This is a genomic window from Arthrobacter sp. K5 (assembly GCF_040448525.1).
Taxonomy (GTDB): Bacteria; Actinomycetota; Actinomycetes; order Actinomycetales; family Micrococcaceae; genus Arthrobacter; species Arthrobacter globiformis.
On record NZ_CP159279.1, the window covers coordinates 3,272,842 to 3,296,901 of the forward strand.

Consider the following 24,060-nt stretch of genomic DNA (forward strand, 5'->3'; position numbering starts at 1 on the left):
AGACGCCGAAGGGATCGACGCCAAAATCATATAGGAATCTGGTTAATCATATAGATCAGGCGGCGCGGATCAAGGGGCAGTCGAAAAAAGTTTGCCCAGAGGCGTCGGGGCGCGTGGCTTATGATTCCCCCAGCGACTCCCGTCAGACCAGAATCAAGAGGTAACCGCGTGCCACCACGTCAATCGTCCGATACTTCCCGCGGAAAGGCTGCCGTCAGCGACGTGTACGCGTCCATGCGTGCGGCCATTCTCGAGGGTGAGATGGCCCCGGGCGCGCGCATCAACATCGACGCGGTCTCGCGCAGCCTCGGCGTGTCCCAGACGCCCGTGCGCGAGGTGCTCCAGCGACTCGAGGGCGACAACCTGGTGGTCTACAGCCCCGGCCGCGGGTACAGCACCACGCCGCTGCTGGGCCTGGCTGAGCTGCGCTCGCTGTTTGAGTTCCGGCTGCTCGTGGAGCCCTGGGCTGCCCGGGCCGCCGCGGTCGACCGGCTGGCCAACCCGGCGGCCGCCCTGGGGAAGGAGCTCGCCGGTTTCAGGAGGACCATGAAGGTCACCAGGGACCTGCGCCAGGACCTCGTGGCGCACGACACCCGCTTCCACGACACCATCCTGGCCGCCTCGGGGAATCCCGTGGTCCGGCATGCGTTCGCGCAGACCCACTGCCACCTCCATACCTTCCGGCTCTATCCGGCCGACGTGGATGGCGCCATCACCGTCGCGGAGCATGCTGCCGTCACGGATGCCATTGAGGCATGTGATCCGGAGGGGGCGGAGGCGGCCATGACCCGGCACATCCGCAACTCCTTCGACAGATTCGCCCAGGCCTTCGAGGGCGAGCTGGCCCCGCTGGAAGAGGTTGGCCCGCCCGGGAAGCGGATCATCAAATAGTCGGACCGGAACCGCTTCGACGGGCAAGCCCCGGCCATTGCGGCCGGGGTTTTTTCGTGCCCGGACCAGGGCAAGCTCGGGATCCCGGCGCCGGAAAGGCTTGATCTGGATCACGATTCCTATATGATTATCAAAATTCATATAGGAATCGCCCAGTCCGCCCCGACCTGAAAGAAGCCTCCATGCCTTCCATCACCTCCATCAGCACGCAGGACGTCCGGTTCCCCACGTCCCTGGAGCTTGACGGCTCCGACGCGGTCAACGTTGACCCCGATTACTCCGCTGCCTACGTCGTCATCCGCACCGACGCAGGCGACGAAGGCCACGGCTTCGTCTTCAGCTGCGGCCGCGGCAACGACATCCTCACCGCCGCCATCGACGCCTACGCGCGCCTCCTCGTCGGCCGGGACATCGACGGACTGATCTATGACCTCGGCGGCGCGTCCAAGCGCCTGGTCCACGACTCCCAGCTGCGCTGGCTGGGCCCCGAGAAGGGCGTGACGCAGATGGCCTGCGGTGCCCTGGTCAGTGCCCTCTGGGACATCCGGGCCCGGCGCGAGAACAAGCCCTTGTGGCTCCTGCTCAGCGAAATGAGCCCGGAAGAGCTGGTGAGCGTCGTCGACTTCACCCATATCCGCGACGCCCTCAGCCCCGAGGAAGCGCTGGAGATCCTGCGTGCCGGCCAGGACGGCAAGGCCGCCCGGATTGCTGCAGTCAAGGCGGACGGGTTCCCGGCCTACACCACCTCGCCCGGCTGGCTCGGCTACAGCGACGAGAAGCTGGTGCGGCTGAGCAAGGAGGCCGCCGCCGAGGGCTTCTCGATGATCAAGCTCAAAGTGGGCGGCGACCTCAAGGGCGACCGCCGCCGCATGGCCCTTGCCCGCGAGGCTGTGGGCGACCTGCCCATCGCGATTGATGCCAACCAGCGCTGGGAGGTTTCCGAGGCAATCGACTGGGTCAACGAGCTCGCTGAATTCAACCCCTACTGGATTGAAGAGCCCACCAGCACTGATGACATCCTGGGCCACGCCGACATTCGAAAGGGCGTTGCGCCCGTCCGGGTGGCCACCGGTGAGGCCGTGGCCAGCCGCATCGTGTTCAAGCAGCTTTTGCAGGCGGGGGCGATCGATGTCCTGCAGCTCGACTCCACCCGCGTGGGCGGCGTCAACGAGAACATCGCCAACCTCCTGCTCGCGGCCAAGTTCGGCGTCCCGGTCTGCCCGCACGCGGGCGGTGTGGGCCTGTGCGAACTGGTCCAGCACTTCTCCTTCTTCGACTATGCAGTGGTCAGCGGCAGCCAGGAGGGCCGCATGATCGAGTACGTCGACCACTTGCACGAGCATTTCGCCGAGCCGGTCCGGATCGTCGGCGGGCGCTACGCCGCGCCGGTTCTTCCCGGGACGGGCGCCGAGATGCTGAGCGCGTCCCGCTCCCGCTGGGAGTTCCCCGCAGGCTCCGGCTGGCAGGAAGTGGGCAGCCGCGCTGCCGTGACAGGCGCAAGCCTCGCTCCCGCCGGGGCCGCCCGATGACCGGCGCCGGCGCTGCCGTCATCGCTGCAGGAGCCACCACTGCCGAGGAGCTGAACACGGCCGTCGAGGCCGCGCAGTCGGCCTTTGAAAACGGCAGGACCGCGGATCCCACCACCCGTGCCGGCTGGCTGGAGGCCGTGGCCGGCGGGCTGGAGCAGGCCGCCGAAACGCTGGTGGAGATTGCCGCCCGCGAAACCCACCTGGGCGTTCCCCGGCTCGAGGCGGAGCTCAAGCGCACGGTCTTCCAGCTCCGGCTCTTCGCGGCCGAGATCCTGCAGGGCGAGCACTTCGACGCCACGATCGACCACGCCGACCCGCACTGGGGCATGGGTCCACGTCCGGATCTGCGGCGCTACAACGTTCCGCTCGGCGTCGTGGGCGTCTTCGGTGCATCCAACTTCCCCTTCGCGTTCAGCGTGATGGGCGGCGACAGCGCGTCGGCGCTCGCCGCCGGCTGCAGCGTGGTGCACAAGGCCCACGACGGCCACCGCGAACTTGCGGTCCGTACCGCCGAAACGGTGACCTCCGCACTGGAAGCTGCCGGGGCGCCGTCGGGCCTGTTCTCCCTGGTTTCCGGACGGCGGGCAGCGGAGGCACTCGTGGACCATCCGCTGGTGAAAGCCGTCGGCTTCACAGGTTCGACGACGGGCGGCCGGGCGCTGCTGGACCGCGCCGCCGCGCGGCCCGAACCCATCCCGTTCTTCGGGGAGCTCGGTGGCATCAACGCCGTCTTTGTCACGCCGAACGCCTGGGCGGCCCGCCGCGAGGAGATCCTCACCGGCTATGCGGGCTCCTTCACGCTCGGCATGGGCCAGTTCTGCACCAAGCCGGGGCTGCTGTTCGTTCCGGCCGGCGGGTCTGCCGCAGGGACCGGGGCGGCCGGCCGTGTCCTGGCAGGTGCCCTTGCGGATTTCACGCCGGCGCAGTTGCTGAGCGAACGGCTGCATGGCGGCTACGCTGACGCGGTCCGCCGGCTCAGCGGCAGCCACGGAGTGGACGTGCTGCTCGAGGGGGACTTCGCGGCAGCACCGGCACCCACCGTCCTGCGCACCACGGCCGATGCGGTGCGCGCAGATCCCGGCATCCTGCGGCAGGAGATGTTCGGCCCGGCCAGCCTGGTGGTCGAATACGCGGACCAGGCCGAGCTTCCGGGCCTCGCCGACCTGCTCGAGGGGCAGCTCACCACGACGCTGCAGGCGGAAGAGGACGACGACGTCGCCGGGCTCGCCGCCCGGCTCGCCGACATCAGCGGCCGGGTGTTGTGGAACGGCTGGCCCACCGGGGTCACCGTCAGTTACGCGCAGAACCACGGCGGCCCGTATCCGGCCGCTACGTCGGCCACCACCTCCGTGGGGACGGCCGCGATCCGGCGCTTCCTGCGGCCGGTGGCGTACCAGGCGTTCCCCGCCGCCCGCCTGCCGGAGCCGCTGCGGGACAGCAACCCGTGGCGAGTGCCGCAGCGCGTGGACGGAGTCTGGCGCAGGCCATCCGCTGCCGGTTCCGGGGCGACGGTCGGGGGCAGACCGTGACCGCGCCGCCGATTCCCGGGAGTTCCGTTCCTCCGGCAACCTCTGTCCTTCCGGATGACGCTGGCCAGGCGCTGCTGGTTGGCCGGATCTGGGACCCCGCCACCGGCGGTCCCCGGGTAGTGGCTCTCAGCGGGGACTCCGCCGTCGACCTGACGCGACTGGCCGGAACCGTCTCGGAACTGCTCGAACTGCCTGATCCAGCCGCGGCAGTCCGTGCGGCGCTCCTTGACCCGGCACTGGGGGTACAGCGGTGGGCGACGGCCGACGTCGTCGCCGCCTCGCTGGCCGGTGACGCAGCACGCCCGTACCTGCTCGCCCCGGTTGACCTGCAGGTCATCAAGGCCTGCGGCGTGACGTTTGTGGACAGCATGATCGAACGGGTGATCGAGGAAAGGTGCGCCGGCGACGCCGCTCGGGCGGCCGAGATGCGCGAGCTTGTCGGGAAGGCGCTCGGCGGAAGCATCGCCACGGTCCGGCCGGGGTCCCCGGAGGCGGCCGAGGCCAAGCGCGTCCTGATTGCCGAGGGGCTCTGGTCGCAGTATCTCGAGGTGGGCATCGGGCCGGACCCGGAGGTGTTCACGAAGGCGCCGGTGCTGTCCTCGGTGGGCCTGGGCGCGGGCATCGGGATTCCGCGGTTCTCCTCCTGGAACAACCCGGAGCCGGAACTGGTGCTGATCGTGACCTCCCGCGGCGAGGTGGTGGGCGCCACTCTGGGCAACGACGTCAACCTGCGCGACGTTGAGGGCCGCAGCGCCCTGCTGCTGGGCAAAGCCAAGGACAACAACGCGTCCAGTGCCCTCGGACCACTGATCAGGCTCTTCGACGGCAGCTTCACGGTGGACACCCTCCGTGAGGAGGAGATCCTGCTGCGCGTCGAAGGCCTGGACGGCTACCTGCTGGAGGGGCGGAACACGCTGGCGAGGATCAGCAGGCCCTTCGAGGAGCTCGTGGCGGCCACCCGCGGCAGGCACCACCAGTATCCGGACGGCTTCGCACTGTTCACCGGCACGCTTTTCGCACCGACCCAGGACCGCGACGAGCCGGGGCAGGGGTTCACACACAAGCGCGGGGACGTTGTGACCATCCGGAGCCGGCACCTCGGTGCCCTCATCAACCGTGTGGGCACGGCAGAGGAGCTCCCGGAGTGGACCTTCGGCCTGCGGCAGCTGTTCGGCTACCTCGCGGAGCAGCGGCAGGTGGAGCTAGCTCAGATGCAGGAGTAGTCGTAGTCGTAGCCGCCGGAGACGTACTGGGTGAGTGCGACACTGCCGCCGCCGGTCAGAGCGGCATTGGAGCAGTTGCGGGTGGCCGCGGCCAGGGTCCGTGCCCCGGCCAGCCAGCTGGGAAGCGTGAACAGCGGGCTGGCTGCGGGCACGGTGCCGGCGATCTGGGACCACTGCGTGGCGGTGGAGTAGATGCCGGTCTTCGCATTGATGCTGCTGAAGAAGGCGACCATGCCCTCCAGGTCTGCCCGGTTGGCCACCTTGTCGCCGGACCAGGAGTTTCCGGTTTCCACGTCCAGCCACCAGGTGTAGGCGGAAGGGTTGCTGATGCCGCGGATGTACGCATCGTCGTAGGCCTTGGCCCAGCCGTACATGTAGGAGCAGGCCGGACCGACGTCGTTCGCCTTACAGTCGCCGTAGGGGTTGAAGACGTTAGTGCCGGCATACGTGTTGCTGGTGGGCCACCAGCTGCCGGCAAGACCAGGGTTGGCGGTGTTGACGTACAGCTGCACCTTGGGCTGGGCCGTGGTGCCCGACGAGGACGCCGCCCATGTCAGCTGGGTGGCCAGGCACGGGTTCGTCGTGTTCGCGAGGCCGTTGTTAACCCCCACGATCCCGAAAGCCGGACCCTTCGGCAGCGCCCTGCCGCACTGGGGCCAGGAAACATCATTGCCGACTCCCGCGGCGGCGGCCTCGGCCGGGACGGCCTGAAACATCAGCACTATGCTGACGGCCAGCGCCGGAAGCCACCGGACACTGGACAGAACTGATCGAGTAGCGGACATCATCGGCCTTCCTCGGGGCGGTCAACAAAGAAGGAACCAGCATCCGTTCGAATCCCTGCCCGGTCAAGGGGCTGTCCAGCTGACGGGCAGCTCCTTGACTCCGTAAACGATGGTGCTGTCCATCCGTTCCAGGTGGGCTCCCGGCGTGAGGGCCAGTCCGGGGAACCGGTCCAGAACGGCTTGCAGTGCGATCCTGGCTTCGAGCCTGGCCAGCGGGGCACCGAGGCAGAAGTGGATGCCGTGACCGAAGGCGAGGTGCCGGTTTGGCGTCCGGCCGATGTCGAATTGTCCAGGATCGCGGAATTGGCGCTCATCCCGGTTGGCCGAACCGATCCAGGCCACCAGCGGGGCGCCGGCCGGGATCTGGACGTCGCCCACCGCGGTGTCAGCAGCTGTCACGCGGTACATCGACTGGACGGGGGAGCGGTAGCGCAGCACCTCTTCGATGGCCTGGGGGAGCAGGGCCGGCTCGGCGCGGAGCCGCTCCATCGTTCCCGGCGCTTCGGTGAAACTGAGGACGGCGTTGCCGATCAGGTTGGTGGTGGTTTCATTTCCTGCCACGAGGAGCAGGCTGCAGAAGCCCAGGAGCTCGGCCACGCTCAGCCTCTGGCCTTCGATCTCGGCCATCAGCAGGTTGCTGATCAGATCGTTTCCGGGCTGGCGCCGGCGGTGTTCGATGAGGGCCAGGAAGTAGTCGGTCATCTCCCGGTTGGTGGAGCTGTGGTCGGCGGTCCGGGGGCCTGCCTGCGTCTGGCTCACGATCACATCGGACCAGTGCTTGAACCGGTCGCGGTCCGCGGCCGGGACTCCCATGAGCTCCGCGATCACGATCACCGGCAGCGGGTAGGCCAGCTCGTCGATGAGGTCGGCCGATCCTTTGGAGGCAATCCCGTCCAGCAGCTCGTCCGTCAGCGCCGAAATACGGGGCGCAAGGGCCTCCACTGCCCTCGGCGTAAAGGCCTGCGTCACCAGGGAACGCAATTGCCGGTGCCGCGGCGGATCGGCGGTGATCAGGCTTGCCGCGAACAGCTGGCCGGTCTCGGACGGATCGTCTCCTCCCATCTTCGAAGAGAACGTCCCGTGTTCAGAAAGTACCCGCTGGACGTCGTCGTACCGGAAGACATGCCAGCTTCCGGATTGCTCGTCGTGGAACACCGGAGCGGATTCCCGCATCCTGTCATAATGCGGGAACGGGTCCAGCGAAGCCCCGTCGCTGCGCACGAAGTCCATGGCCCGCCTCTCTGCTCGGCCCGGCGCCCTTCCGGCATTAACCGGGGGCGTCCAGGCGGTGGGGCCAACAGGCCCGTAGGAGCCGAGTTTATTCCGGGAAGGCGCCCGCCGTCAGTAGCGTGGCAGGACTCAGCCAAACATCCAGGCCGCGCCCAGAAGCAGCGGGACTGCCAGGGCCGATGTAATGACCGCCGTGGATTGCGCCAGGTTCTGGCCCACGCCGTACCGGACGGCATAGAGGACCACGTTCTGGCCGGTGGGAAGGATGGCGCAGGCCGTGACAACGAAGGTACTGAAGGTATCGAGGCGGAACACAAACACGGCAAGCAGCCAGGCGAGTGCCGGCTGGACGGCCGATTTAAGGACGACGGCGAACAGGGTGGGGACGCGGTCCGCCGTGCCCTGGCGCGGTGACAGGCCGTGCAGCGACATGCCGAAGATGATCAGCATCAGCGGAACCGTCAGCTGGGCGACCAGCTTCAGGGGATCCAGCACCAGGGCCGGAAGTTCAATTCCGGCCGCGCTGACGATGACGCCGAGAACTGCCGCCACCGTGACGGGGTTGCGCAGGGGAGTGGACAGAATGCTCCACACAGAGGCCCTTTTCCCCTCAGGGTCGGTCAGGTCCAGAATGGTCAGCGCCACCGGGGTCACGAGCGCCAGCTGGAACAGCATGATGGGGGTGACGAACGTGGCGCTGCCGAGAATGTACAGGGACAGCGGAACGCCGAGGTTGGTGGAATTGACGATTCCCGTGGCCAGCGCGCCGATGGTGGTGCGCCGGACGCCCCACCGGCCGATGGCCCCGCTCAACGCGAACAGCGCCATGACGCACAGCGCCGTGACGACGGAGATGAGGCCAGTCTGGCTGAGGACTTCGGAAATGTGCCGGGACGCGATGGTGGAGAACATCAGGCTTGGCAGCCCGACCATGAACGTCAGGGTGGACAGCACCTTCGTCCCGTGCGGTCCAAGCGCGTTTGTCCTGGCCAAAATGTAGCCGACGAGCAGGACCATGCCCACCACAAAGAATCCCTTTAAGACTCCATCCAAGGCGCTGTCCTCAATCGTCTGTTTCCCGCCCTTGCGACGCCGGACGGTCGGGGCTTATCTAAGACTACAATGTTATTTAGTGCCGGGTCGTGTTCGGAAAGGCTTCGCGGCCCGGGGCCGCAGGGTCAGTCTTCGGCGCTGCGCAATCCCTGAAGGGCGCTCCAGTAAAGGCGACTGCACCGCTGCACGAGTTGCTCGTCAGGCATGCTTGCCACCGCGCGGAAGTCCATGATCTCCCTGGAATTGAACAGGGCGTTGAACAGGGAAAGCGCGTAAGGAAGCTGGTCCGGGTCAACGCTGGCTTCATCGAGCAGCTGCCGGACAGGTGGCGCCCAGACCCGTTCCAGGGCGCGGGCGTGGGGTTCGCCCGCCTGCAGCCTTGTCAGGAACCCTTCGCGGGAGCGGACAAGAACCATGGCCGGGCCGTATTCGGCTACTACCTTGAGCCATTGCGCCATTGTGTCGTTGAAGAGGGCCATGCCATTGCTTTTCAGGCCCTTCGTTGACTCGTAAAGCTCGTCGATGACGCTCAGCATGAACTTGCGGTGAAGCTCATCGAGCGTAGGAAAGTACCGGTAGGCCGTGGCCAGGGAGAGGCCCGCGCGTTCAGCCACGGCCGGCATGGTCGCCGAGTCCGGATCCTCACGGAGAAGTTCGCCGACAGCCACCACGAGTTCCTGCTGGTTGCGGATCGAATCCTGCCGAAGGCGACGCTGCCGCGGTGCGGCTGCTGGCTTCATTCGTCCTGCCCCTCCATGGGTTTGATGGCCGTACGTCGGTCAGTGCACTGTCTAGACGATAATCCAGCGTCCGCGCACACAGAAAGACGGGCTCCCCATGGGGAACCCGCCCTTTCCGTAACCTTGGGGCCGCTACAGCCCGAGGCCCCCGAGCTTGTCGCCCAAACCGCCGGGAAGCTTGCCCAGCAGGTCCGCCGGGTTGATGCCGAACTGGGAGAGCAGCCCGGCGTGCTGGTCGGTGTCCACCTGGTCCGGCAGTTGCGTCTCGGCCTGCGCGGCCTTGTCGTTGTCGCCTTGGGACCTGAGGAAGTCGAGGATCTGGGCCTTGTCGATCTGCATGGTGGTTCTCCTTTGCGATGTCCGGAACTGCTAAGGGTGCTTATTACCTTCCCGGAAAACGGCTCGCCGAACAAGTGCCGCCAGGAGCCCGCGACAGAAGAAGGGGGGCTAAGCCTTGCCGCTCCCGACGACGGACGCCAGCGACGACAGGCCCTTCTCGAAGTCGCCGCCCACCATCTTGTCCATGTTCATGAACAGTGCAAAGACCTTGCCGATGCCCTTGTGCTCGCCGGTCATGGTCCAGGTGACGCGTGTGCCGCCGCCCTCCGGAACGAACGTGAAGGTAGTGGGGTTCACAGCGGCGAACGGCTTGGTGAACTCCAGCCGGATCCGAATGACATCAGGTTCCTGCGACTCGACGATCTCCATGTTGCCGGCGCCGGCTTTGCGGTTGCCGCTCCAGGCGTACTTGGCGCCGACGCCGGATTCAGCGCCGGAGTATGTCCGCTGCATGTCCGGGTCCACGGTCTCCCATGGCGACCATTTGGGCCACTCGCGGAAGCTGTTGACCAGCGGAAACACATCCTTGGCGGGGGCAGGAATGACTGTGCTGCGCGTGACTGAGTAGGTTGACATGGCCCCATCCTACGGGCGGCCTCCGCGGGCCTCAGTGAGCCAGACCGAGCCTGATCAGGCGTTTTGTCCCGCCCGCCGCACGCCCGCCGGAACTCCGGCGGCGGTTTCCGCGCGGTCGAGCGCTTGGCCGAGGCGAGCCACGGCATGCGGATACCCGGGGTCCCCTGCGGTCTTCAGCATCTCGGCCTCCCGCAGGGCCTTCACAAAATCAGCGGTTTCAGGCCGCCGGACGTCCGCCAGGTCCGGGTAGCTGATAGCCAGCGCGGGGTCGAGTTCGTAGCGCGCCCAGCGTCCGACGATCTCTTCATGCACGGCGGCGGCCGCACGGCACAGCGGGCCGTCCACCCGCCTGCGGCGCCGGGTTTCATACCAGGACAGCACTGCAGGGCTGCCGCGGTAGGCGGCAATGCCGCTCACCGCTGCTACGGCGGCCAGGGCCAGGCCCGCCGGCGGCGAGGTAACCGCGGGGATGAGCAGTGCCGGGGCAATCACCACCGCGCCGCCGAAAAGGTCCCAGAACAGCAGGTCGGGACTGTCGCCGTCGGACGTCCTTAAATGGTGGCGCACGATGAAAACCGTGCAGGCGACTGCGGTCGCCTGCACTGCGCTCCAGAGGACCAGTTGCAGCAGCCCCAAGGGGGCGGCTTCGGAAACTGCGGGCACCACTGCACCTCCCAAGGACGGGCGCTGCCCGGCAAATCGGGCCGCACTTAAATTGCAGCCCCTGCGCAAGTCCGGGTCAATGGGTACCGGCCGGGCGGTTTGCAGCGGCGGCCGTGCGGCGTAGCGTAGGCGCCATGCGACTCAAAATGTGCAGCATCCACGTCCAGGACCCTGCCGCGGCGCACTCCTTCTACACGGAGACCCTCGGCTTCGACACGCTCATGGCCATGCCCGAGCACAACCTCTTTATCGTCAAGGACCCCGGAGCGGGCGGCACCGTGGGCCTGCTGCTGGAGCCCAGCGACAACCCCATCGCCTCCACCTACAGCAAGGGACTGTACGACGCCGGGATCCCCGCCATCGTCTTTGGCACACCGGACGTCAAAGCGGAGTATGAGCGCCTGTCCGCCGCCGGGGTCCAGTTCCGGGGCGAGCCCGCCGAGGATCCGTCGGGGATCTCCGCGGTGTTCGACGACGGCTGCGGCAACTATATTCAGCTGCACCAGGACTAGTACTGCATGGACGCCGCTGACGCCCTCAACGAGATTGCCTTCTGGCTCGAGCGCTCTGCCGCGCCGACATTCAAGGTCCAGGCATTTCGGAAAGCGGCCGGCGTGATTAGCGGACTGGCACCGGACGAGGTGGCGGAGCGCGCCCGCGACGGCAGGCTCAAGCGGACGAAGGGGATCGGGGACACCACCTTCAACGTCATCCGGCAGGCTGTGGACGGCGACGTGCCCGATTATCTGGAGAAGCTGCGCCAGGGCGGCGCCAAGCCGCTGGCCGCGGGGGGAGACGGGCTGCGCCCGCTGCTCCGCGGCGACCTGCACAGCCACAGTGACTGGTCCGACGGCGGTTCCCCGCCGGTGCTGATGGCCGACGCCGCCCGGCACCTGGGACGGGAATACCTGGCCCTGACGGACCACTCACCAAACCTCAAGATCGCCAACGGGCTGACTGCCGAGCGGCTCAGCGAGCAGCTGGACGTGGTGGCCGGGCTGAACAGCGACGCCGACGGGAGCTTCCGGCTGCTCTCCGGCATCGAGGTGGACATCCTGGAAAACGGCGAGCTGGACCAGACGCCGGAGATGCTGGACCGGCTTGACGTGGTGGTGGCCAGCGTCCACTCCAAGCTCCGCTCGGACCGGCGCACCATGACGGAGCGGATGCTCGGCGGCATCCGGGATCCTCACACCAATGTCCTGGGCCACTGCACCGGCCGCCTGCTGCAGGGGTCACGCGGGACCCGTCCCGAGTCCGAATTCGATGCCGAGCGGGTCTTTGCGGCGTGCGCGGAAGCCAATGTCGCCGTCGAAATCAACTCTCGGCCCGAACGGCAGGACCCCCCAGACAACCTGATGCAGCTGGCACTCGAGGCCGGCTGCCTGTTCAGCATCGACAGCGACGCCCACGCTCCGGGCCAGCTCGACTTCCTGCAGTACGGCGCCGAGCGGGCCGCACGCAACGGCGTCCCGGCCGAGCGGATCATCACCACGTGGCCGCTGGACCGGCTCCGGGAATGGCTGAACAGCAGGACTTAGCCGGCGCGGATCGCTGCTCAAGAATTCAGTAAGCATAATGACTATGCATGGACGGAGTGGTACACCTTAATTGTTCCGTCGCGGAACCCGGGCGGATCCGTCTTCCTTGCGAGGTGCACCATGACCGCTATGAATCCGGCGAACCATCTGGACGAACTGGGCCAACGGACCCTTAGAAAGGTGCGCGGCCGCCTCATGCCGCTCATTGTGCTGCTTTACTTCGTGGCATACCTGGACCGGAACAACGTCGGCTTCGCCAAGCTGACCATGAGTGAGGACATCGGCCTCAGTGCCGCGGCCTACGGACTCGGCGCTGGCATGTTCTTCATCGGCTATGCCCTTCTGGAAATCCCCAGCAACGCCGGCATGTACAAGTTCGGCGCCCGCAAGTGGATCGCCCGCATCCTGATCTCGTGGGGCATCTTCGCCACGGCCATGGCGCTGGTGAACGGGGAGACCACCTTCTACGTCATCCGATTCCTGCTCGGCGCGGCGGAGGCCGGCTTCTTCCCAGCGATCCTCTTCTACCTGACCCTGTGGTTCCCCGCCCCGCAGCGGGTGCTGGTGCTGGGCATCTTCATCCTCGCCCAGCCCGTCTCCAACGCGCTCGGTGCCCCGGTGTCCGGCCTCCTGCTCCAGATGGAAGGCATCGCCGGCCTGCACGGGTGGCAGTGGCTGTACATCATCGAAGGTGTCCCGGCCATCCTCCTCGGCCTGCTCACGCCGGTCCTCATGACGGACCGGCCAAGCCACGCGCACTGGCTCGCCGCGGACGAACGGGAATGGCTCACCCGGACCATGGACGAGGAACTCGCCCACAAGCAAAAGGGCCAGCCGCACCACTTCCTGGCCGGCCTGAAGGATTCCCGGACCGTCGCCTACTCGGCGCTGTATTTCGGCCTGGTCTGCGGCATCTACGGCCTGGGCCTGTGGATGCCCACCATCGTCGCCGCCCTGGGCAAGTTCAACACCACCGAGGTGGGCTTCATCGTCGCCATCCCGTACACGATCGCCGCGGTGTTCGTTTACTTCTGGGGCAGGCGGTCCGACCGTACCGGCAACCGCGTGCTGCACGCCAGCATCAGCATGGTGATGGCCGCCGTCGGCCTGGTGGCCGCCGGCAGCCTGGTGCAGGTCAACGCCATCCTGGCCCTGATCGCCCTGACCCTCGCGGCCATGGGCATCTACTCCGCCATCGCCCCGTTCCTGGCAATGCCGTCCACCGCGCTGGTGGGAGCCGCCGCCGCGGCCGGCCTCGCGATGGTCAATTCGCTCGGCAACCTCGGCGGCTTCGTGGCGCCGTACATCGTGGGCCTGCTCAATGACGCCACCGGCGACAACCGGTCCGGCCTGATGTTCCTGTCTGCCTGCCTCGCGGTCACCGCCGTCGCCACCTACCTGTACGCCCGCAAGCGTCCCGAGGGACACGTGAAGCCGGGCACACACGCGGCTGTGGGCGAAGAAGCGGTGGCGGCCGACGAGTTCGACGACACCAAACACTAGACGACACCGACTACTACTGGACGACATCAGGCAAGGGGATCACCGACATGACGCACCACGACACGTTCCCGGCTGAACGCACCGCGGTGCTGACCGGGGCCGCTTCCGCACGGGGCATTGGCCGGGCGACGGCGGAAATGCTCGCCAGCGAGGGCTGGTCCGTGGCCATCCTCGATATCGACGGCGACGCGGCACGGCGCGCAGCGGAGGACATCTCCTCCGTGTACGGCGTCCTGGCCAGGGGCGTGGGAGCCGACGTCTCCGACCAGGCCACCGTGAACGCCGCCATCGACGAGGTGGAGGCCAACATGCCGCCCATCGTGGGGCTGGCGAACCTCGCCGGCATCAGCTCGCCCACCGAGTTCATGGACGAGACGCTCGAGGCCTGGGAGCGGGTATTCCGGATCAACATGACCGGCACGTTCCTGGTCACCCAGCGCGTGCTCCGCGGCATGATCGAGCGCAGGCTCGGCCGGGTGGTCAGCGTCTCCTCCATCTCCGCGCAGCGCGGCGGCGGCACTTACTCCAAGGTGGCGTACAGCGCCTCCAAGGCAGCCATCATCGGCTTCACCCGGGCGCTCGCGCGCGAAATGGGCCAGCACAACATCACCGTCAACTGCATCGCCCCCGGCCCCGTGGACACGGACATCATGGGCGGCACCCTGACCGACGAACGCAAGGCGGACATGTCCAGGGACATCCTTGTGGGCCGGGTGGGCACGGTCCGCGATATCGCCGCCCTCATGGTGTTCCTGATGGGGGAGGACGCGGGCTACATCACCGCCGCGACGTACGACATCAACGGCGGCCTGCAGATTTCCTGACTGGCTGCCTGGCTTGCCGCGGGCGCTGTTCAGGCTGCCGCGGGGCTGGGCGACATCTCCGCCGCCTGGCGCAGCGCCTCGATCATGCTGCGGACGTCCACGATGCCCTTGCCTGCGATGTCGAAGGCGGTGCCGTGGTCCACGGAGGTGCGGATGACGGGCAGGCCAACGGTGATGTTGACGCCGGCTTCGATGCCGAGGACCTTGATCGGTCCGTGGCCCTGGTCGTGGTACATCGCCACGATGAGGTCGTAGTCGCCGCGGCCGGCCAGGAAGAACGCCGTGTCCGCGGGGAGCGGGCCGCGCGCGTCGATGCCGTCGGCCTGGAGCTTCTCGATGGCCGGGGTGATCTTCTCGGCCTCCTCACCGTAGCCGAAGAGGCCGTTTTCGCCGGCGTGCGGGTTGATGGCGCACACTCCGATCTTCGGGTTGGCGATGCCGGCGCGCTGCATGGCGCTGTGGCCGCGGCGCACGGTCCGCTCCACCAGGCCGGGCTCGATTTTGTTGATGGCGTCGATGAGGCCGATGTGCGTGGTGACGTGGATGACCTTCACCTTGGGCGTGGACAGCATCATGGACACTTCCTCGACGCCCATGAAGTGCGCCAGCAATTCGGTGTGGCCGGGGTAGATGTGCCCGGCCTTGTGCAGCGCGGCCTTGTTCAGGGGCGCCGTGCAGATGCCCTGGACCTGGCCGCCCATGCCCAGCTCGCAGGCGATCCGGATGTAGTGGTAGGCGGCGTTGCCGGCCTCGGCGGACTCCTGGCCCCACGGCAGGTCGGCAGAAAGCAGCTTCGGGTCGATCACGTTGATCCGGCCGGCCTCGAAGACCGACTCACCCACCGTCTCCACCTCGACGATGTTGGCTTCGACGCCCAGCGCCTTGGCGCCCAGCTGCAGCCGGTGGACGTCGCCGACGACCACGGGGCGGCAGTCGCGGTAGGCGTTCCCGTCGAGAAGGGCACCCACGGTCACCTCGGGGCCCACGCCGGCGCCGTCGCCCATGGTCACGGCGATGAAAGGCCGGGTGTCCTGCTGTTCGGTTGCGTTCACTGCTGATGTCATTGGAGCTCCAGGTGTGAGGGAGGGGTGGGAGGTGCTGTTGGAAGACCGGAGGTCTTTGATGGCGGAGTAGAGCTGGACGAGGGCGTTATCGTCGCCGAAGCTGCCGGGCTTGGTGCCCACCAGCCGCCCGTCGTCGGAAAGGCTGACCACGGCGCCGTGCTGTACGGACGCCAGCGGGGTCAGCGAGCGGACGCCGAGGGCGTCGAGTACCTCGCGGGCCGTTTCCCCGCCGGTGAGGATCAGGTCTGCAGCTGTCGCAGGACCAGCCGCCGCGCTGGCAGCCAGCCGCGCCAGGTTCTGTACGATCCTGCCGGACTCGTCGGGATTGACGACGCCGGCGGTGACAGTCAGGGCTGCCGGCTCGCCCGCCGCCAGGAGCTGCCGGGCTTCCGCGAGCCTCGGGCCGGAATCCTCCGGCCGCTGCAGTTCGCCGGGAGCGAGCCGCAGGGTGGTGAAGCCGCCGGCCTCCAGATTCCGCAGCTGCGCCGCCGCCTTCTCCGAGGCGGAGCCGACGGCGGCCAGCACCGTCCGGGGTCCGCCCGCCGTCGTCAGGCCGGGCGACACCTGCTGTCGCGCGTTTCGCGCAGAGCTGCTGCCCAGCTTCGCTGCCAGCAGCAGGGCCATTCCGCCGGTTCCGGCCAACACGATGCGCCGCCCGCCGGCCCTGAACTCCAGGTCCAGCAGCGCATCCGTGACGGCCTCCAAGTCGGCCGGAGTCTCGCCGTCGACAATCACGGTGGCGGGAGCGGCACTGGATGATGTCTCAGACATTGCCCCGGCAGACAGTGCCTCGCCAAGGACGGCGGCGAGGCCGCCCGACCGCACCGCGGACAGCTCCGCAAGCTGAACTGCAGAGCCAGGACCCAGCAGCTCCGCGATCTCCGCGGGCGGGGCGGCTGCCTCTGCCCGCCACAGTTCAGTGCGGTCCAGCCGGACGCCGTCGGCAAAGGGCCGGCCGCCCACGACTGTCCGGTTCAGCTGGGGGAGGGCTCCGGCCACCACAATGTGATGGCCCAGGGCCGAAAGTGCCGCGAGCTCCGGGCCAACATTGCCCCGCCACAGCGAGTCGATCTTCTTGAACAGGACACCTGCGCCGTCTGCGGCGGGGCTGCCGAAAACGGCCGCCGCAGCCCCGGCTGCCGACTCCGGGGACACTGCGCGTGAGTGGGTGTCGACAACCACAACGTCCGGACGGCTGCCGGCGTCTGCGGCTGTGCCTGCGCCTTCGGCAGTCGTGTCTGCCGCCGGAGCGGACAGGAGGAGCCGTGTGTCCAGCCCTTGGGCTGCAAAGCATTGCCCCACTTCTGCTGCGCCGGAAAAGTCATCGGCCTGGATGAGGACTGCAGTCACGTCGTCCTCCCTTCTTCTATGGATCGGTAGCACCATGATGGCATGTCTGCGCGAATTGCGCTAGAGCGATTGCGCATTTCGCGCAGAGGTGGCAGAGTGATGCATGTAACACGGCGCAGGCCATCCGGCCGCCAGCCGTCCCATTCAACCGAGAGGTCAACGATGACCGTTCTTCCTCAAGGAAGTGAGATCTCACGGCGCCGCCTCCTGCAGTTTGGCGCGGCCGCCGGATTTCTCCTGGGCACAGGCTCCATGGCCGGGTGTGCCGGCCCCACGGGCCTGCCGGGACCCAGCACCCTGACGCTGGCCCTCAACAGGTCCCTCGTCAGCCTGGACAACAAGCTCAACCAGTTCGACGCCGCCGTCACCGTGCAGCGTGCCGTGCGGCAGGGACTGACCGCAATCGGCCCCGAAACCAAGCCGATCCTGGTCCTGGCGGACCGCTTTGAGATGACCTCGCCCACCGTGTGGACGGTGCGTCTGCGCGACGGCGTCCGGTATTCGGACGGCACCCCGGTGGCCATCGAGGACATCGCCACGGCGCTGAAGATGTACCAGCAGGTGCAGGGCTCCTTCGTCGCCGGGTTCTTCCCGGAATTCCCCACAGTGGTACCGGTGGATGACAGGACGTTCCGGATGGAGTCCAAGAACCCCATCCCCATCCTCGATTCCCTGATGAGCATGATCCTGATCAGCCCGGCAGCCAAGAACAAACCGGAGGAGCTGCAGGAAGGCGTGGGCACCGGCCCGTACGTGGTGACCAAGTTCAACCGCGGCGCCGGCACCTACAGCCTCAGGCGCAACGAGAACTACTGGGGTCCCGCCCCCAAGGTGGACAACGTCGAGGTCCGGTTCCTGCCGGAGGAATCCAGCCGCGTCATCGCGCTGCGCAGCGGCGAGGTGGACGTCATCGACTCCATCACGCCTGACTCGCGCGAACAGCTGGCCGGACTTCCGGGCGTCGTCCTGGCCGAGGCGTCCAGCCTCCGGCTGAACCAGATCTTCTACAACTTCCGCAAGCCGTCCAGCCACCCGCTCTCCGACGTCCGTGTCCGCCAGGCCCTCAGCTGGGCGGTCGACGGCGAGGCGCTGGTCAAGGACGTCCTGGTCGACTCTGTCAGCGAGGCTGAAGGCGTGGTCCCGTCCAGCCTCACCGGCTTCGCCAAGACCGGCAACTACACCTACGACCCCGAGAAGGCAAAGGCCACGCTGAAGAGCCTCGGCGTCACGGACCTCAACCTGAAGATCATCTGGGAAACCGGCGAGTTTGCCTCCGACACCTCCGTGATGGAGGCGCTGGTGGAGATGTTCGGCAACATCGGCGTGAAGACCCAGCTGCAGCAGTTCGAGCCCGGCGGCAACATCCTGGCCTGGCGCCAGGGCAAGCAGGGCGACTGGGACCTGCTGGGCAACGGCTTCAGCAGCCCCACCGGACTGGCCATCACCATGATGCAGGGCATGTACGCCGGAACCGCGGAGAAGGAAAAAACCCGCGACACCTACCAGGGCTACGTGGTTCCGGACGTACAGGCAAAGATCCAGGCCGCGTCCTCCGAAGTGGATCCGGTACTCCGGGAGCAGCTGCTCGCCACCGCGCAGAAGGCCATCTGGGACACCTGGCCGTGCGCCTGGGCATTCGTTCCCAAGTCGGTGCTGGCCCACCAGAAGCGCGTGTCGGGCCTGGCCCTGGCGCCCACCAACTCCTACCCCCTTGTTGACGTCCGGCTGGAGGCCTGAGTCATGACCAACTACATCCTCAAGCGGCTGGGCCAAGGCCTGCTGACCGTGTTCCTGACGGTCTCCACGGTCTTCATCCTGATCCGCCTCGCTCCGGGTGATCCGGCCGTGTCCTACGCCGGACCGCTGGCCACCACCGAGCAGCTGGCCAGGGTCCGCGAACAGTTCGGCCTGGACCGTCCCGTGCTGGAGCAGTACTGGATCTTCCTGCAGCAGCTGTTCACCGGGAACCTCGGCACGTCCTACTCGTTCCAGGCGCCGGCCATGCAGGTGGTGTCCGAGCGGATGCCGTACACGCTCACCCTCGCCACCGCGGCCATCCTCCTCACCGCCGTGGTCGCCATCCCGCTGGGGGTGTGGATGGCCCGCCGCCCGGACACCAACCGGGAACTCGGCGTCAACGTCCTCACCATCGCCGGGCAGTCCATGCCGGACTTCTGGACCGGCATCATGCTCCTGACCGGTTTCGCCGTCCTGATCCCGCTGTTCCCGGCCTCGGGCTTCGCCACCTGGGGCGGACTGGTCCTCCCCACGGTCACCATCGCCATCCTGCAGATCGCACTGATCTCACGGATGGTGCGGCGTGAGATGACCGCCAACTTCGCGGCCCCTTACCTGACCGTCGCGCGGTCCAGGGGAGTGGGCGGTCCGGCGCTGACCTGGCGCTATGCCATGGGCAACTCCGCCATTCCGGTCTTCACCGCCCTGGGCACGCGCTTCGCGGCCATGCTGAACGGCGTGGTGGTGGTGGAAGTCGTGTTCGCCTGGCCCGGCGTCGGCTCCCTCATTGTCCGGGCCCTCGAAACCCGCGACTATCCCCTCATCCAGGCGACCGTCCTGCTGACGTCCCTGCTGGCCGTAGCCGTCCAGCTCGTCATCGACCTCGCTTACCCGCTTCTCGATCCCCGTGTTCGTCTTGGAAAGGCGGCAGCAGCATGAGCATCAGCGACACCGCAACGCCGGCGGCTTCGGCCGCGCAACCATCCCGGGCGCCGTCCCCGAGCGCCGTCACCAAGGCACTCGTCGCGAAGGCGGGGGCCACCCGGCGCCGCAACGCCGCCAAGTGGAAACTGCGCATCGGCGCCGTCTGCACGCTGGTCGTCATCATTCCCATCCTGCTGGCCCAGGTGCTTCCGCTGCCGGACGCCAACCACCAGGACCTCTCCGCCCGGCGGCTCGCTCCGCTCATGGACGGCCATCTGTTCGGCACCGACCAGTTGGGCCGCGACCTGCTCTCCCGCGTCCTGCACGGCGGCCAGGTCTCCCTGACCATCGGCATCCTTGCCGTGGTGGTCTCCGGCGCCATCGGCATCATCCTCGGTGCCGCCGCCGGCTACTTCGGCGGCTGGGTGGATACGGTGGTTTCCCGCGTCCTCGAAGCCCAGATGTCCCTGCCGCTCCTCATGATGCTGCTCCTGGTGGTGGCGCTGTTCGGCCCCTCGATCCCGGTCATCACCTTCGTGATCGCCATAGCCCAATGGCCCGAAGTGGCCCGGCTGACGCGGTCCATGGTGCTCGTGGAACGCGAAAAGCCCTACGTCTCGGCGGCCCGGATCCTGGGCCTGCACCGCATCCAGATCCTCATCCAGCACATCATCCCGAACGTCATCAAGCAGGCCACCCTTGTTGTGCTGCTGCTCCTGGCCCAAGCCGTCCTCCTGGAAAGCGCCTTGAGCTTCCTCGGCGCCGGCCCGCAGCGTCCGTTCGCCACTTGGGGACGCATCATTTCGGACGGCCAGGACTACATCACCACCTCCTGGTGGATGGTCACCCTGCCCGGTCTGGTAATCGTGCTGATGGTGGTGGGCGTGAACCTGCTGGGCGACGGCCTCCGCGACCGTCCCCGCCGCAAGAAGAAGGGTGCCTGACATGACCGCACAACCCGCCGCCACGAAGGACTACAAGGAGCCGGCCCTGCTCGAGGTCCGCGACTTCCAGGTGGAGCTGATCACCGACGCCGGCATCATCCGGGCCGTGGATTCCGTGAACTTCAGCATCCACCGCGGTGAGACGGTCACCATCATCGGTGAGTCCGGTTCGGGCAAATCGACGACGGCGATGGGCATCCTGCGCCTGCTCCCGGACGATCTGGCGGCGCTTTCCGGCACCGTGCTCATCGACGGCGTGGACGTGGTAGCCGAGCCCAAGGCCATCGACAAGGTCCGCGGCCGCACCCTCGCGCTCATCCCGCAGGACCCGATGACCGCACTGAGCCCCGTGCATTCCATCGGCAGCCAGCTCTCCGAGGCCATCCGGATCGCCGGTGCCGCCTCCAAGGACAAGGACGCTGTCCGGGCCCGCGCCATCCGGCTGCTGGAACAGGTGCACATTCCCACCCCGGAAGTGCAGCTGAAGAAGTACCCGCACCAGCTCTCCGGCGGCATGCTCCAGCGCGTGCTGATCGCGATCGCCCTGGCCAGCGAACCCCAGCTCCTGGTGGCCGACGAACCCACCTCTGCGCTGGACGTCACGGTCCAGGCCGGCATCCTCGACCTTCTGCTGGAACTGCAGGAGCAGCGCGGCATCGGCATCCTGATGATCACGCACGACCTCGGCGTGGCCCGGCTCATCTCGGACCGCATCCATGTGATGAAGGACGGCTCCTTCGTGGAGTCCGGCGATGTCCAGCAGGTCGTGGAGCATCCGGCCACCGAGTACACGCGCAACCTGCTGGCCGCCGTGCCGGTCCTGGGGCCGTGGGACGAAACCCCTGCCGGCAACACGCAACCCGACGCAGCGGCAGCGGCCGCCCTGACCAACACCGGAGCCAGCCATGACTAAGCCGTTTCTCTCCGTCGAGAACCTCGTGGTGGACTACCACGTGCCAGGCGGAACGTTCCGCGCCGTGGATGACGTCTCCTTCTCCGTGGACAAAGGCAAGACGATCGCCGTCGTCGGTGAATCCGGCTGCGGAAAGTCGACCATTGCCAAGGCGCTGATGCGGCTGGTGACGCCGGCCAGCGGCCGGATCGAACTGGACGGAACGGACATCGCAGCCATGAGCGAAGCCAAGCTGCGGCCGCTCCGGTCGAAGTTCCAGATGGTGTTCCAGGATCCGTACGGCTCCCTGGACCCGCACCTCACCGCGCAGGAGATCGTGGCCGAACCGCTGAAGCTGCAGGGCGTCCGGTCCAAGGCCGAACGGCACAAGGAAGCCGCGAAGCTGATCGACCAGGTGGGCTTGCCGGCCAAGTCCCTGGACCGCCACCCCGCGGAGTTCTCCGGCGGCCAGCGGCAGCGCATTGGCATTGCCAGGGCGCTCGCCTCCAAGCCGGAACTGCTGGTCTGCGACGAAGCCACGAGCGCGCTGGATGTGTCCGTCCAGGCCCAGGTGCTGCGGCTGCTGAAGTCCATCCAGGACGAAACCGGCATCACTTACGTGTTCATCTCGCACAACCTTGGCGTGGTGCAGGAGATCAGCGATAGCGTCATGGTCATGCAGCGGGGCAAGCTCGTGGAGCACGGAACGACGGCGCAGGTGCTGACCGCGCCCAGGGAGGACTACACCCGCAAGCTCCGCCGGGCCGCCTTGGACCCGTCCACCATGCGCGGCCTCAAGCCCCGTCACGTGGTCCGGTCGCTGGCGCTGAAAGGCGCCTGAACCGGCTGCCCGAACCTCTGGAACCTGAACCCCTGACCACGACCGATACTGCAACCCACGGAGAATCAACGCATGAGCAAGCAGCCAGAAGGAACCCCGGTGGAAGTACTGAAGCTTCCCATCTCACGGCTGGTCCTGGGCACCATGACGTTCGGCGACACCGCCGATGAAGCCACCGCCGGACGCATGGTGGAGGAAGCGCTCGACGCCGGCATCACCACCATCGACACCGCCAACGCGTATGTGGGCGGCGTGACGGAGGAGATGCTCGCCCGCCTCCTCAAGGGGCGCCGCGACGAGGTCATCCTCGCCTCCAAGGCCGGAATGCCGCACGCGGACCACGGCCAGCACTCACCGCTGTCCCCGCAAGGGCTGCGCAACAGCCTGGAGGGCAGCCTGCGCCGGCTCGGCGTGGAAAGCATCGACCTGTTCTACCTGCACCAGCCGGACCGTGCCACCCCGCTGCAGGACACCCTGCGCACCGTGGCGGACCTGGCGGCAGAGGGGAAGATCGGGGCGCTGGGTGTCTCCAACTTCGCGGCCTGGCAGATCGCCGACGTGATCCACGTTGCCCGCGAGGTGGGTGCGCCTGCCCCCGTGGTGGCGCAGCAGCTCTACAACCTGGTGGCCCGGCGGGTGGAGGAGGAATACCTCGAGTTCGCCGCCACCCACAACGTCCACACCATGGTCTACAACCCGCTGGGCGGCGGCCTGCTCACCGGCAAGCACAGCTTCGAGGCCAAGCCCTCGGAGGGGCGCTTCGGTGATTCCAAGCTGGCCGCCATGTACACCCAGCGCTACTGGGACAAGCAGCTGTTCGACGCCGTCAGCGCCCTGGCCGGCATCGCCGAAGGGGCAGGCATCACCCTCGCCGAGCTGTCCCTGCGCTGGCTCGCCTACCGGACCGGCGTCGGCTCGATGCTGCTGGGCGGTTCCAAGGTGGAGCAGCTGCGTTCCAACATCGCCGCCGTGGCCAAGGGCCCGCTGCCCGAGGACGTCAGCGCCGCGTGCGACGCCGTCGGCTCCGGGCTCCGCGGGCCCATGCCAGCCTACAACCGCTGATTACCCGCTGAATTCCCGAACTGAAGGCAGAAGACACCACATGACATCTGAACTCGCTACCGAATTCGCCCGCAAGGTCCGCGCCCGTGAGCAGGCCGTCGGCTACTGGGCAGTGCTGGACGCGCCCGTGGCAACGGAACGCATCGGCCGGCTCGGCTATGACTACGTGGCCCTGGACGCTCAGCACGGGCTGCTCGGCTACTCCGGCGTGCTGAACGGCCTGATGGCCATCGACGCCGGGCACACCGCCGTCGGCTTGGTGCGGGTGGAGGCCAACGACTTCACCGCGATCGGCAAGGCGCTCGACGCCGGCGCCGTCGGCGTGATCGTCCCGCTCGTCAACAATGCCGCGGACGCCGCGGCCGCCGTCGCCGCCGCGAAGTACCCGCCGCTGGGCGGGCGGTCCTACGGACCCATGCGCTCGGCCCTGCGGATCGGCCCGGTGCCCGCTGAAGCCAACGCCGCCACCCTGGTCTTTGCCATGATCGAGACGCCCGAGGGGCTGGCCAACGTGAAGGAGATCTGCGCGACGCCCGGCCTGGACGGCATCTACGTGGGGCCCTCGGACCTGGCCATCGCCGTCGGCGGCGCCTTCCCGGGCGATCCCGCCATCGAGGCCGAGTTCAACGCGGCACTGGATACCATCGCCGACGCGGCCGCCTCGGCAGGCATCGCCGCCGGAATCCACACCGCCGCCGGGGAGATCGCCGCCCAGCGGCTGCGCCAGGGCTACACGTTCACCACCGTCGCGTCGGACCTGACCCACTTGGAGCTGGCCGCCAAGGCGCACCTGGCCGCCGCCAAGTCGGAGGGCTGAGGA

23 protein-coding genes are annotated in these 24,060 nt (G+C 67.6%); 15 read left to right on the plus strand and 8 right to left on the minus strand.

Annotation, left to right across the window (positions count from 1 at the left end; translation table 11 throughout):
* Window positions 1-168: 168 nt before the first annotated feature.
* The 4 genes from ABRP34_RS14880 (at window position 169) to ABRP34_RS14895 (ending at window position 5,172) form a co-directional block, all read left to right on the plus strand.
* The gene (locus tag ABRP34_RS14880) at window positions 169-891 is read left to right on the plus strand and encodes a GntR family transcriptional regulator (RefSeq protein ID WP_353710779.1); all 723 of its coding nucleotides are present in this window, start codon (window positions 169-171) and stop codon (window positions 889-891) included.
* 182 nt (window positions 892-1,073) lie between these two features.
* Entirely contained in the window at window positions 1,074-2,420 is a 1,347-nt protein-coding gene (locus ABRP34_RS14885) for an L-fuconate dehydratase (RefSeq protein WP_353710780.1), read from the plus strand.
* A complete protein-coding gene (locus ABRP34_RS14890; protein WP_353710781.1) occupies window positions 2,417-3,949 on the plus strand; it encodes an aldehyde dehydrogenase (NADP(+)) in 1,533 nt (510 codons plus the stop codon). Before ABRP34_RS14885 ends, ABRP34_RS14890 begins: the two co-directional genes overlap by 4 nt.
* Complete coding sequence (locus ABRP34_RS14895) at window positions 3,946-5,172, plus strand: fumarylacetoacetate hydrolase family protein (RefSeq protein WP_353710782.1); 1,227 nt, start codon at window positions 3,946-3,948, stop codon at window positions 5,170-5,172. The genes ABRP34_RS14890 and ABRP34_RS14895 overlap by 4 nt, the downstream gene beginning before the upstream one ends.
* Here ABRP34_RS14895 and ABRP34_RS14900 read toward each other — a convergent pair.
* From ABRP34_RS14900 to ABRP34_RS14930, 7 genes are all read right to left on the minus strand, one after another.
* A complete protein-coding gene (locus tag ABRP34_RS14900) occupies window positions 5,157-5,888 on the minus strand; it encodes a hypothetical protein (RefSeq protein ID WP_353710783.1) in 732 nt (243 codons plus the stop codon). The two genes, ABRP34_RS14895 and ABRP34_RS14900, sit on opposite strands and share 16 nt — an antisense overlap.
* Before the next feature lie 132 nt (window positions 5,889-6,020).
* Window positions 6,021-7,187 (minus strand): cytochrome P450, encoded by a 1,167-nt coding sequence (locus ABRP34_RS14905; protein ID WP_353710784.1) that lies wholly within the window; start codon window positions 7,185-7,187, stop codon window positions 6,021-6,023.
* Between the two features lie 129 nt (window positions 7,188-7,316).
* The gene (locus ABRP34_RS14910; protein ID WP_353710785.1) at window positions 7,317-8,240 is read right to left on the minus strand and encodes an AEC family transporter; all 924 of its coding nucleotides are present in this window, start codon (window positions 8,238-8,240) and stop codon (window positions 7,317-7,319) included.
* A gap of 125 nt (window positions 8,241-8,365) precedes the next feature.
* Entirely contained in the window at window positions 8,366-8,980 is a 615-nt protein-coding gene (locus tag ABRP34_RS14915) for a TetR/AcrR family transcriptional regulator (protein ID WP_353710786.1), read from the minus strand.
* Between the two features lie 132 nt (window positions 8,981-9,112).
* Window positions 9,113-9,319 carry a hypothetical protein gene (locus ABRP34_RS14920; protein ID WP_353710787.1) on the minus strand — a complete coding sequence of 69 codons (207 nt, stop codon included), beginning with the start codon at window positions 9,317-9,319 and terminating at the stop codon, window positions 9,113-9,115.
* 108 nt (window positions 9,320-9,427) lie between these two features.
* Window positions 9,428-9,895 (minus strand): SRPBCC family protein, encoded by a 468-nt coding sequence (locus ABRP34_RS14925; protein WP_353710788.1) that lies wholly within the window; start codon window positions 9,893-9,895, stop codon window positions 9,428-9,430.
* Window positions 9,896-9,949: 54 nt separating this feature from the next.
* Window positions 9,950-10,558, minus strand: coding sequence for a hypothetical protein (locus tag ABRP34_RS14930; RefSeq protein ID WP_353710789.1), 609 nt, complete (start codon window positions 10,556-10,558; stop codon window positions 9,950-9,952).
* A 134-nt stretch (window positions 10,559-10,692) separates the two neighbouring features.
* Between ABRP34_RS14930 and ABRP34_RS14935 the strand changes: the two genes are divergently transcribed.
* From ABRP34_RS14935 to ABRP34_RS14950, 4 genes are all read left to right on the plus strand, one after another.
* Window positions 10,693-11,070, plus strand: a complete 378-nt coding sequence (locus tag ABRP34_RS14935) for a VOC family protein (RefSeq protein WP_003800526.1) — start codon at window positions 10,693-10,695, stop codon at window positions 11,068-11,070.
* A gap of 6 nt (window positions 11,071-11,076) precedes the next feature.
* Window positions 11,077-12,099 carry a PHP domain-containing protein gene (locus ABRP34_RS14940; protein ID WP_353710790.1) on the plus strand — a complete coding sequence of 341 codons (1,023 nt, stop codon included), beginning with the start codon at window positions 11,077-11,079 and terminating at the stop codon, window positions 12,097-12,099.
* Between the two features lie 120 nt (window positions 12,100-12,219).
* Window positions 12,220-13,602: an MFS transporter gene (locus tag ABRP34_RS14945; RefSeq protein WP_353710791.1), complete on the plus strand. Its 1,383-nt coding sequence runs from the start codon at window positions 12,220-12,222 to the stop codon at window positions 13,600-13,602.
* 47 nt (window positions 13,603-13,649) lie between these two features.
* Window positions 13,650-14,426 (plus strand): SDR family NAD(P)-dependent oxidoreductase, encoded by a 777-nt coding sequence (locus tag ABRP34_RS14950; protein WP_353710792.1) that lies wholly within the window; start codon window positions 13,650-13,652, stop codon window positions 14,424-14,426.
* Window positions 14,427-14,455: 29 nt separating this feature from the next.
* On the opposite strand, the gene pdxA is transcribed toward ABRP34_RS14950, so the two are convergent.
* Window positions 14,456-16,840 (minus strand): 4-hydroxythreonine-4-phosphate dehydrogenase PdxA, encoded by a 2,385-nt coding sequence (pdxA, locus tag ABRP34_RS14955; protein WP_353710793.1) that lies wholly within the window; start codon window positions 16,838-16,840, stop codon window positions 14,456-14,458.
* 162 nt (window positions 16,841-17,002) lie between these two features.
* Between pdxA and ABRP34_RS14960 the strand changes: the two genes are divergently transcribed.
* The 7 genes from ABRP34_RS14960 to ABRP34_RS14990 all read left to right on the plus strand — a co-directional run bounded on the left by ABRP34_RS14960 (window position 17,003) and on the right by ABRP34_RS14990 (window position 24,057).
* Window positions 17,003-18,577, plus strand: a complete 1,575-nt coding sequence (locus ABRP34_RS14960; RefSeq protein ID WP_353710794.1) for an ABC transporter substrate-binding protein — start codon at window positions 17,003-17,005, stop codon at window positions 18,575-18,577.
* A 3-nt stretch (window positions 18,578-18,580) separates the two neighbouring features.
* Window positions 18,581-19,516 (plus strand): ABC transporter permease, encoded by a 936-nt coding sequence (locus ABRP34_RS14965; protein ID WP_003800539.1) that lies wholly within the window; start codon window positions 18,581-18,583, stop codon window positions 19,514-19,516.
* The gene (locus ABRP34_RS14970) at window positions 19,513-20,445 is read left to right on the plus strand and encodes an ABC transporter permease (protein WP_003800540.1); all 933 of its coding nucleotides are present in this window, start codon (window positions 19,513-19,515) and stop codon (window positions 20,443-20,445) included. The genes ABRP34_RS14965 and ABRP34_RS14970 overlap by 4 nt, the downstream gene beginning before the upstream one ends.
* A 1-nt stretch (window position 20,446) precedes the next feature.
* On the plus strand, window positions 20,447-21,358 hold the full coding sequence (locus ABRP34_RS14975; RefSeq protein WP_353710795.1) for an ABC transporter ATP-binding protein: 912 nt from the start codon (window positions 20,447-20,449) through the stop codon (window positions 21,356-21,358).
* The gene (locus ABRP34_RS14980) at window positions 21,351-22,178 is read left to right on the plus strand and encodes an ATP-binding cassette domain-containing protein (RefSeq protein ID WP_003800545.1); all 828 of its coding nucleotides are present in this window, start codon (window positions 21,351-21,353) and stop codon (window positions 22,176-22,178) included. The genes ABRP34_RS14975 and ABRP34_RS14980 overlap by 8 nt, the downstream gene beginning before the upstream one ends.
* Before the next feature lie 72 nt (window positions 22,179-22,250).
* Window positions 22,251-23,240 (plus strand): aldo/keto reductase, encoded by a 990-nt coding sequence (locus tag ABRP34_RS14985; RefSeq protein WP_353710796.1) that lies wholly within the window; start codon window positions 22,251-22,253, stop codon window positions 23,238-23,240.
* 40 nt (window positions 23,241-23,280) lie between these two features.
* Window positions 23,281-24,057 (plus strand): aldolase/citrate lyase family protein, encoded by a 777-nt coding sequence (locus ABRP34_RS14990; RefSeq protein WP_353710797.1) that lies wholly within the window; start codon window positions 23,281-23,283, stop codon window positions 24,055-24,057.
* Window positions 24,058-24,060: the final 3 nt, after the last annotated feature.

Coding starts and splice junctions, on each gene's coding strand:
- ABRP34_RS14885 (WP_353710780.1), top strand. CDS start 1,074: ATGCCTTCCATCACCTCCATCAGCACGCAGGACGTCCGGTTCCCCACG.
- ABRP34_RS14890 (WP_353710781.1), top strand. CDS start 2,417: ATGACCGGCGCCGGCGCTGCCGTCATCGCTGCAGGAGCCACCACTGCC.
- ABRP34_RS14900 (WP_353710783.1), bottom strand. CDS start 5,888: ATGTTTCAGGCCGTCCCGGCCGAGGCCGCCGCCGCGGGAGTCGGCAAT.
- ABRP34_RS14905 (WP_353710784.1), bottom strand. CDS start 7,187: ATGGACTTCGTGCGCAGCGACGGGGCTTCGCTGGACCCGTTCCCGCAT.
- ABRP34_RS14915 (WP_353710786.1), bottom strand. CDS start 8,980: ATGAAGCCAGCAGCCGCACCGCGGCAGCGTCGCCTTCGGCAGGATTCG.
- ABRP34_RS14920 (WP_353710787.1), bottom strand. CDS start 9,319: ATGCAGATCGACAAGGCCCAGATCCTCGACTTCCTCAGGTCCCAAGGC.
- ABRP34_RS14925 (WP_353710788.1), bottom strand. CDS start 9,895: ATGTCAACCTACTCAGTCACGCGCAGCACAGTCATTCCTGCCCCCGCC.
- ABRP34_RS14935 (WP_003800526.1), top strand. CDS start 10,693: ATGCGACTCAAAATGTGCAGCATCCACGTCCAGGACCCTGCCGCGGCG.
- ABRP34_RS14940 (WP_353710790.1), top strand. CDS start 11,077: ATGGACGCCGCTGACGCCCTCAACGAGATTGCCTTCTGGCTCGAGCGC.
- ABRP34_RS14945 (WP_353710791.1), top strand. CDS start 12,220: ATGACCGCTATGAATCCGGCGAACCATCTGGACGAACTGGGCCAACGG.
- ABRP34_RS14950 (WP_353710792.1), top strand. CDS start 13,650: ATGACGCACCACGACACGTTCCCGGCTGAACGCACCGCGGTGCTGACC.
- ABRP34_RS14960 (WP_353710794.1), top strand. CDS start 17,003: ATGACCGTTCTTCCTCAAGGAAGTGAGATCTCACGGCGCCGCCTCCTG.
- ABRP34_RS14965 (WP_003800539.1), top strand. CDS start 18,581: ATGACCAACTACATCCTCAAGCGGCTGGGCCAAGGCCTGCTGACCGTG.
- ABRP34_RS14970 (WP_003800540.1), top strand. CDS start 19,513: ATGAGCATCAGCGACACCGCAACGCCGGCGGCTTCGGCCGCGCAACCA.
- ABRP34_RS14975 (WP_353710795.1), top strand. CDS start 20,447: ATGACCGCACAACCCGCCGCCACGAAGGACTACAAGGAGCCGGCCCTG.
- ABRP34_RS14980 (WP_003800545.1), top strand. CDS start 21,351: ATGACTAAGCCGTTTCTCTCCGTCGAGAACCTCGTGGTGGACTACCAC.
- ABRP34_RS14985 (WP_353710796.1), top strand. CDS start 22,251: ATGAGCAAGCAGCCAGAAGGAACCCCGGTGGAAGTACTGAAGCTTCCC.
- ABRP34_RS14990 (WP_353710797.1), top strand. CDS start 23,281: ATGACATCTGAACTCGCTACCGAATTCGCCCGCAAGGTCCGCGCCCGT.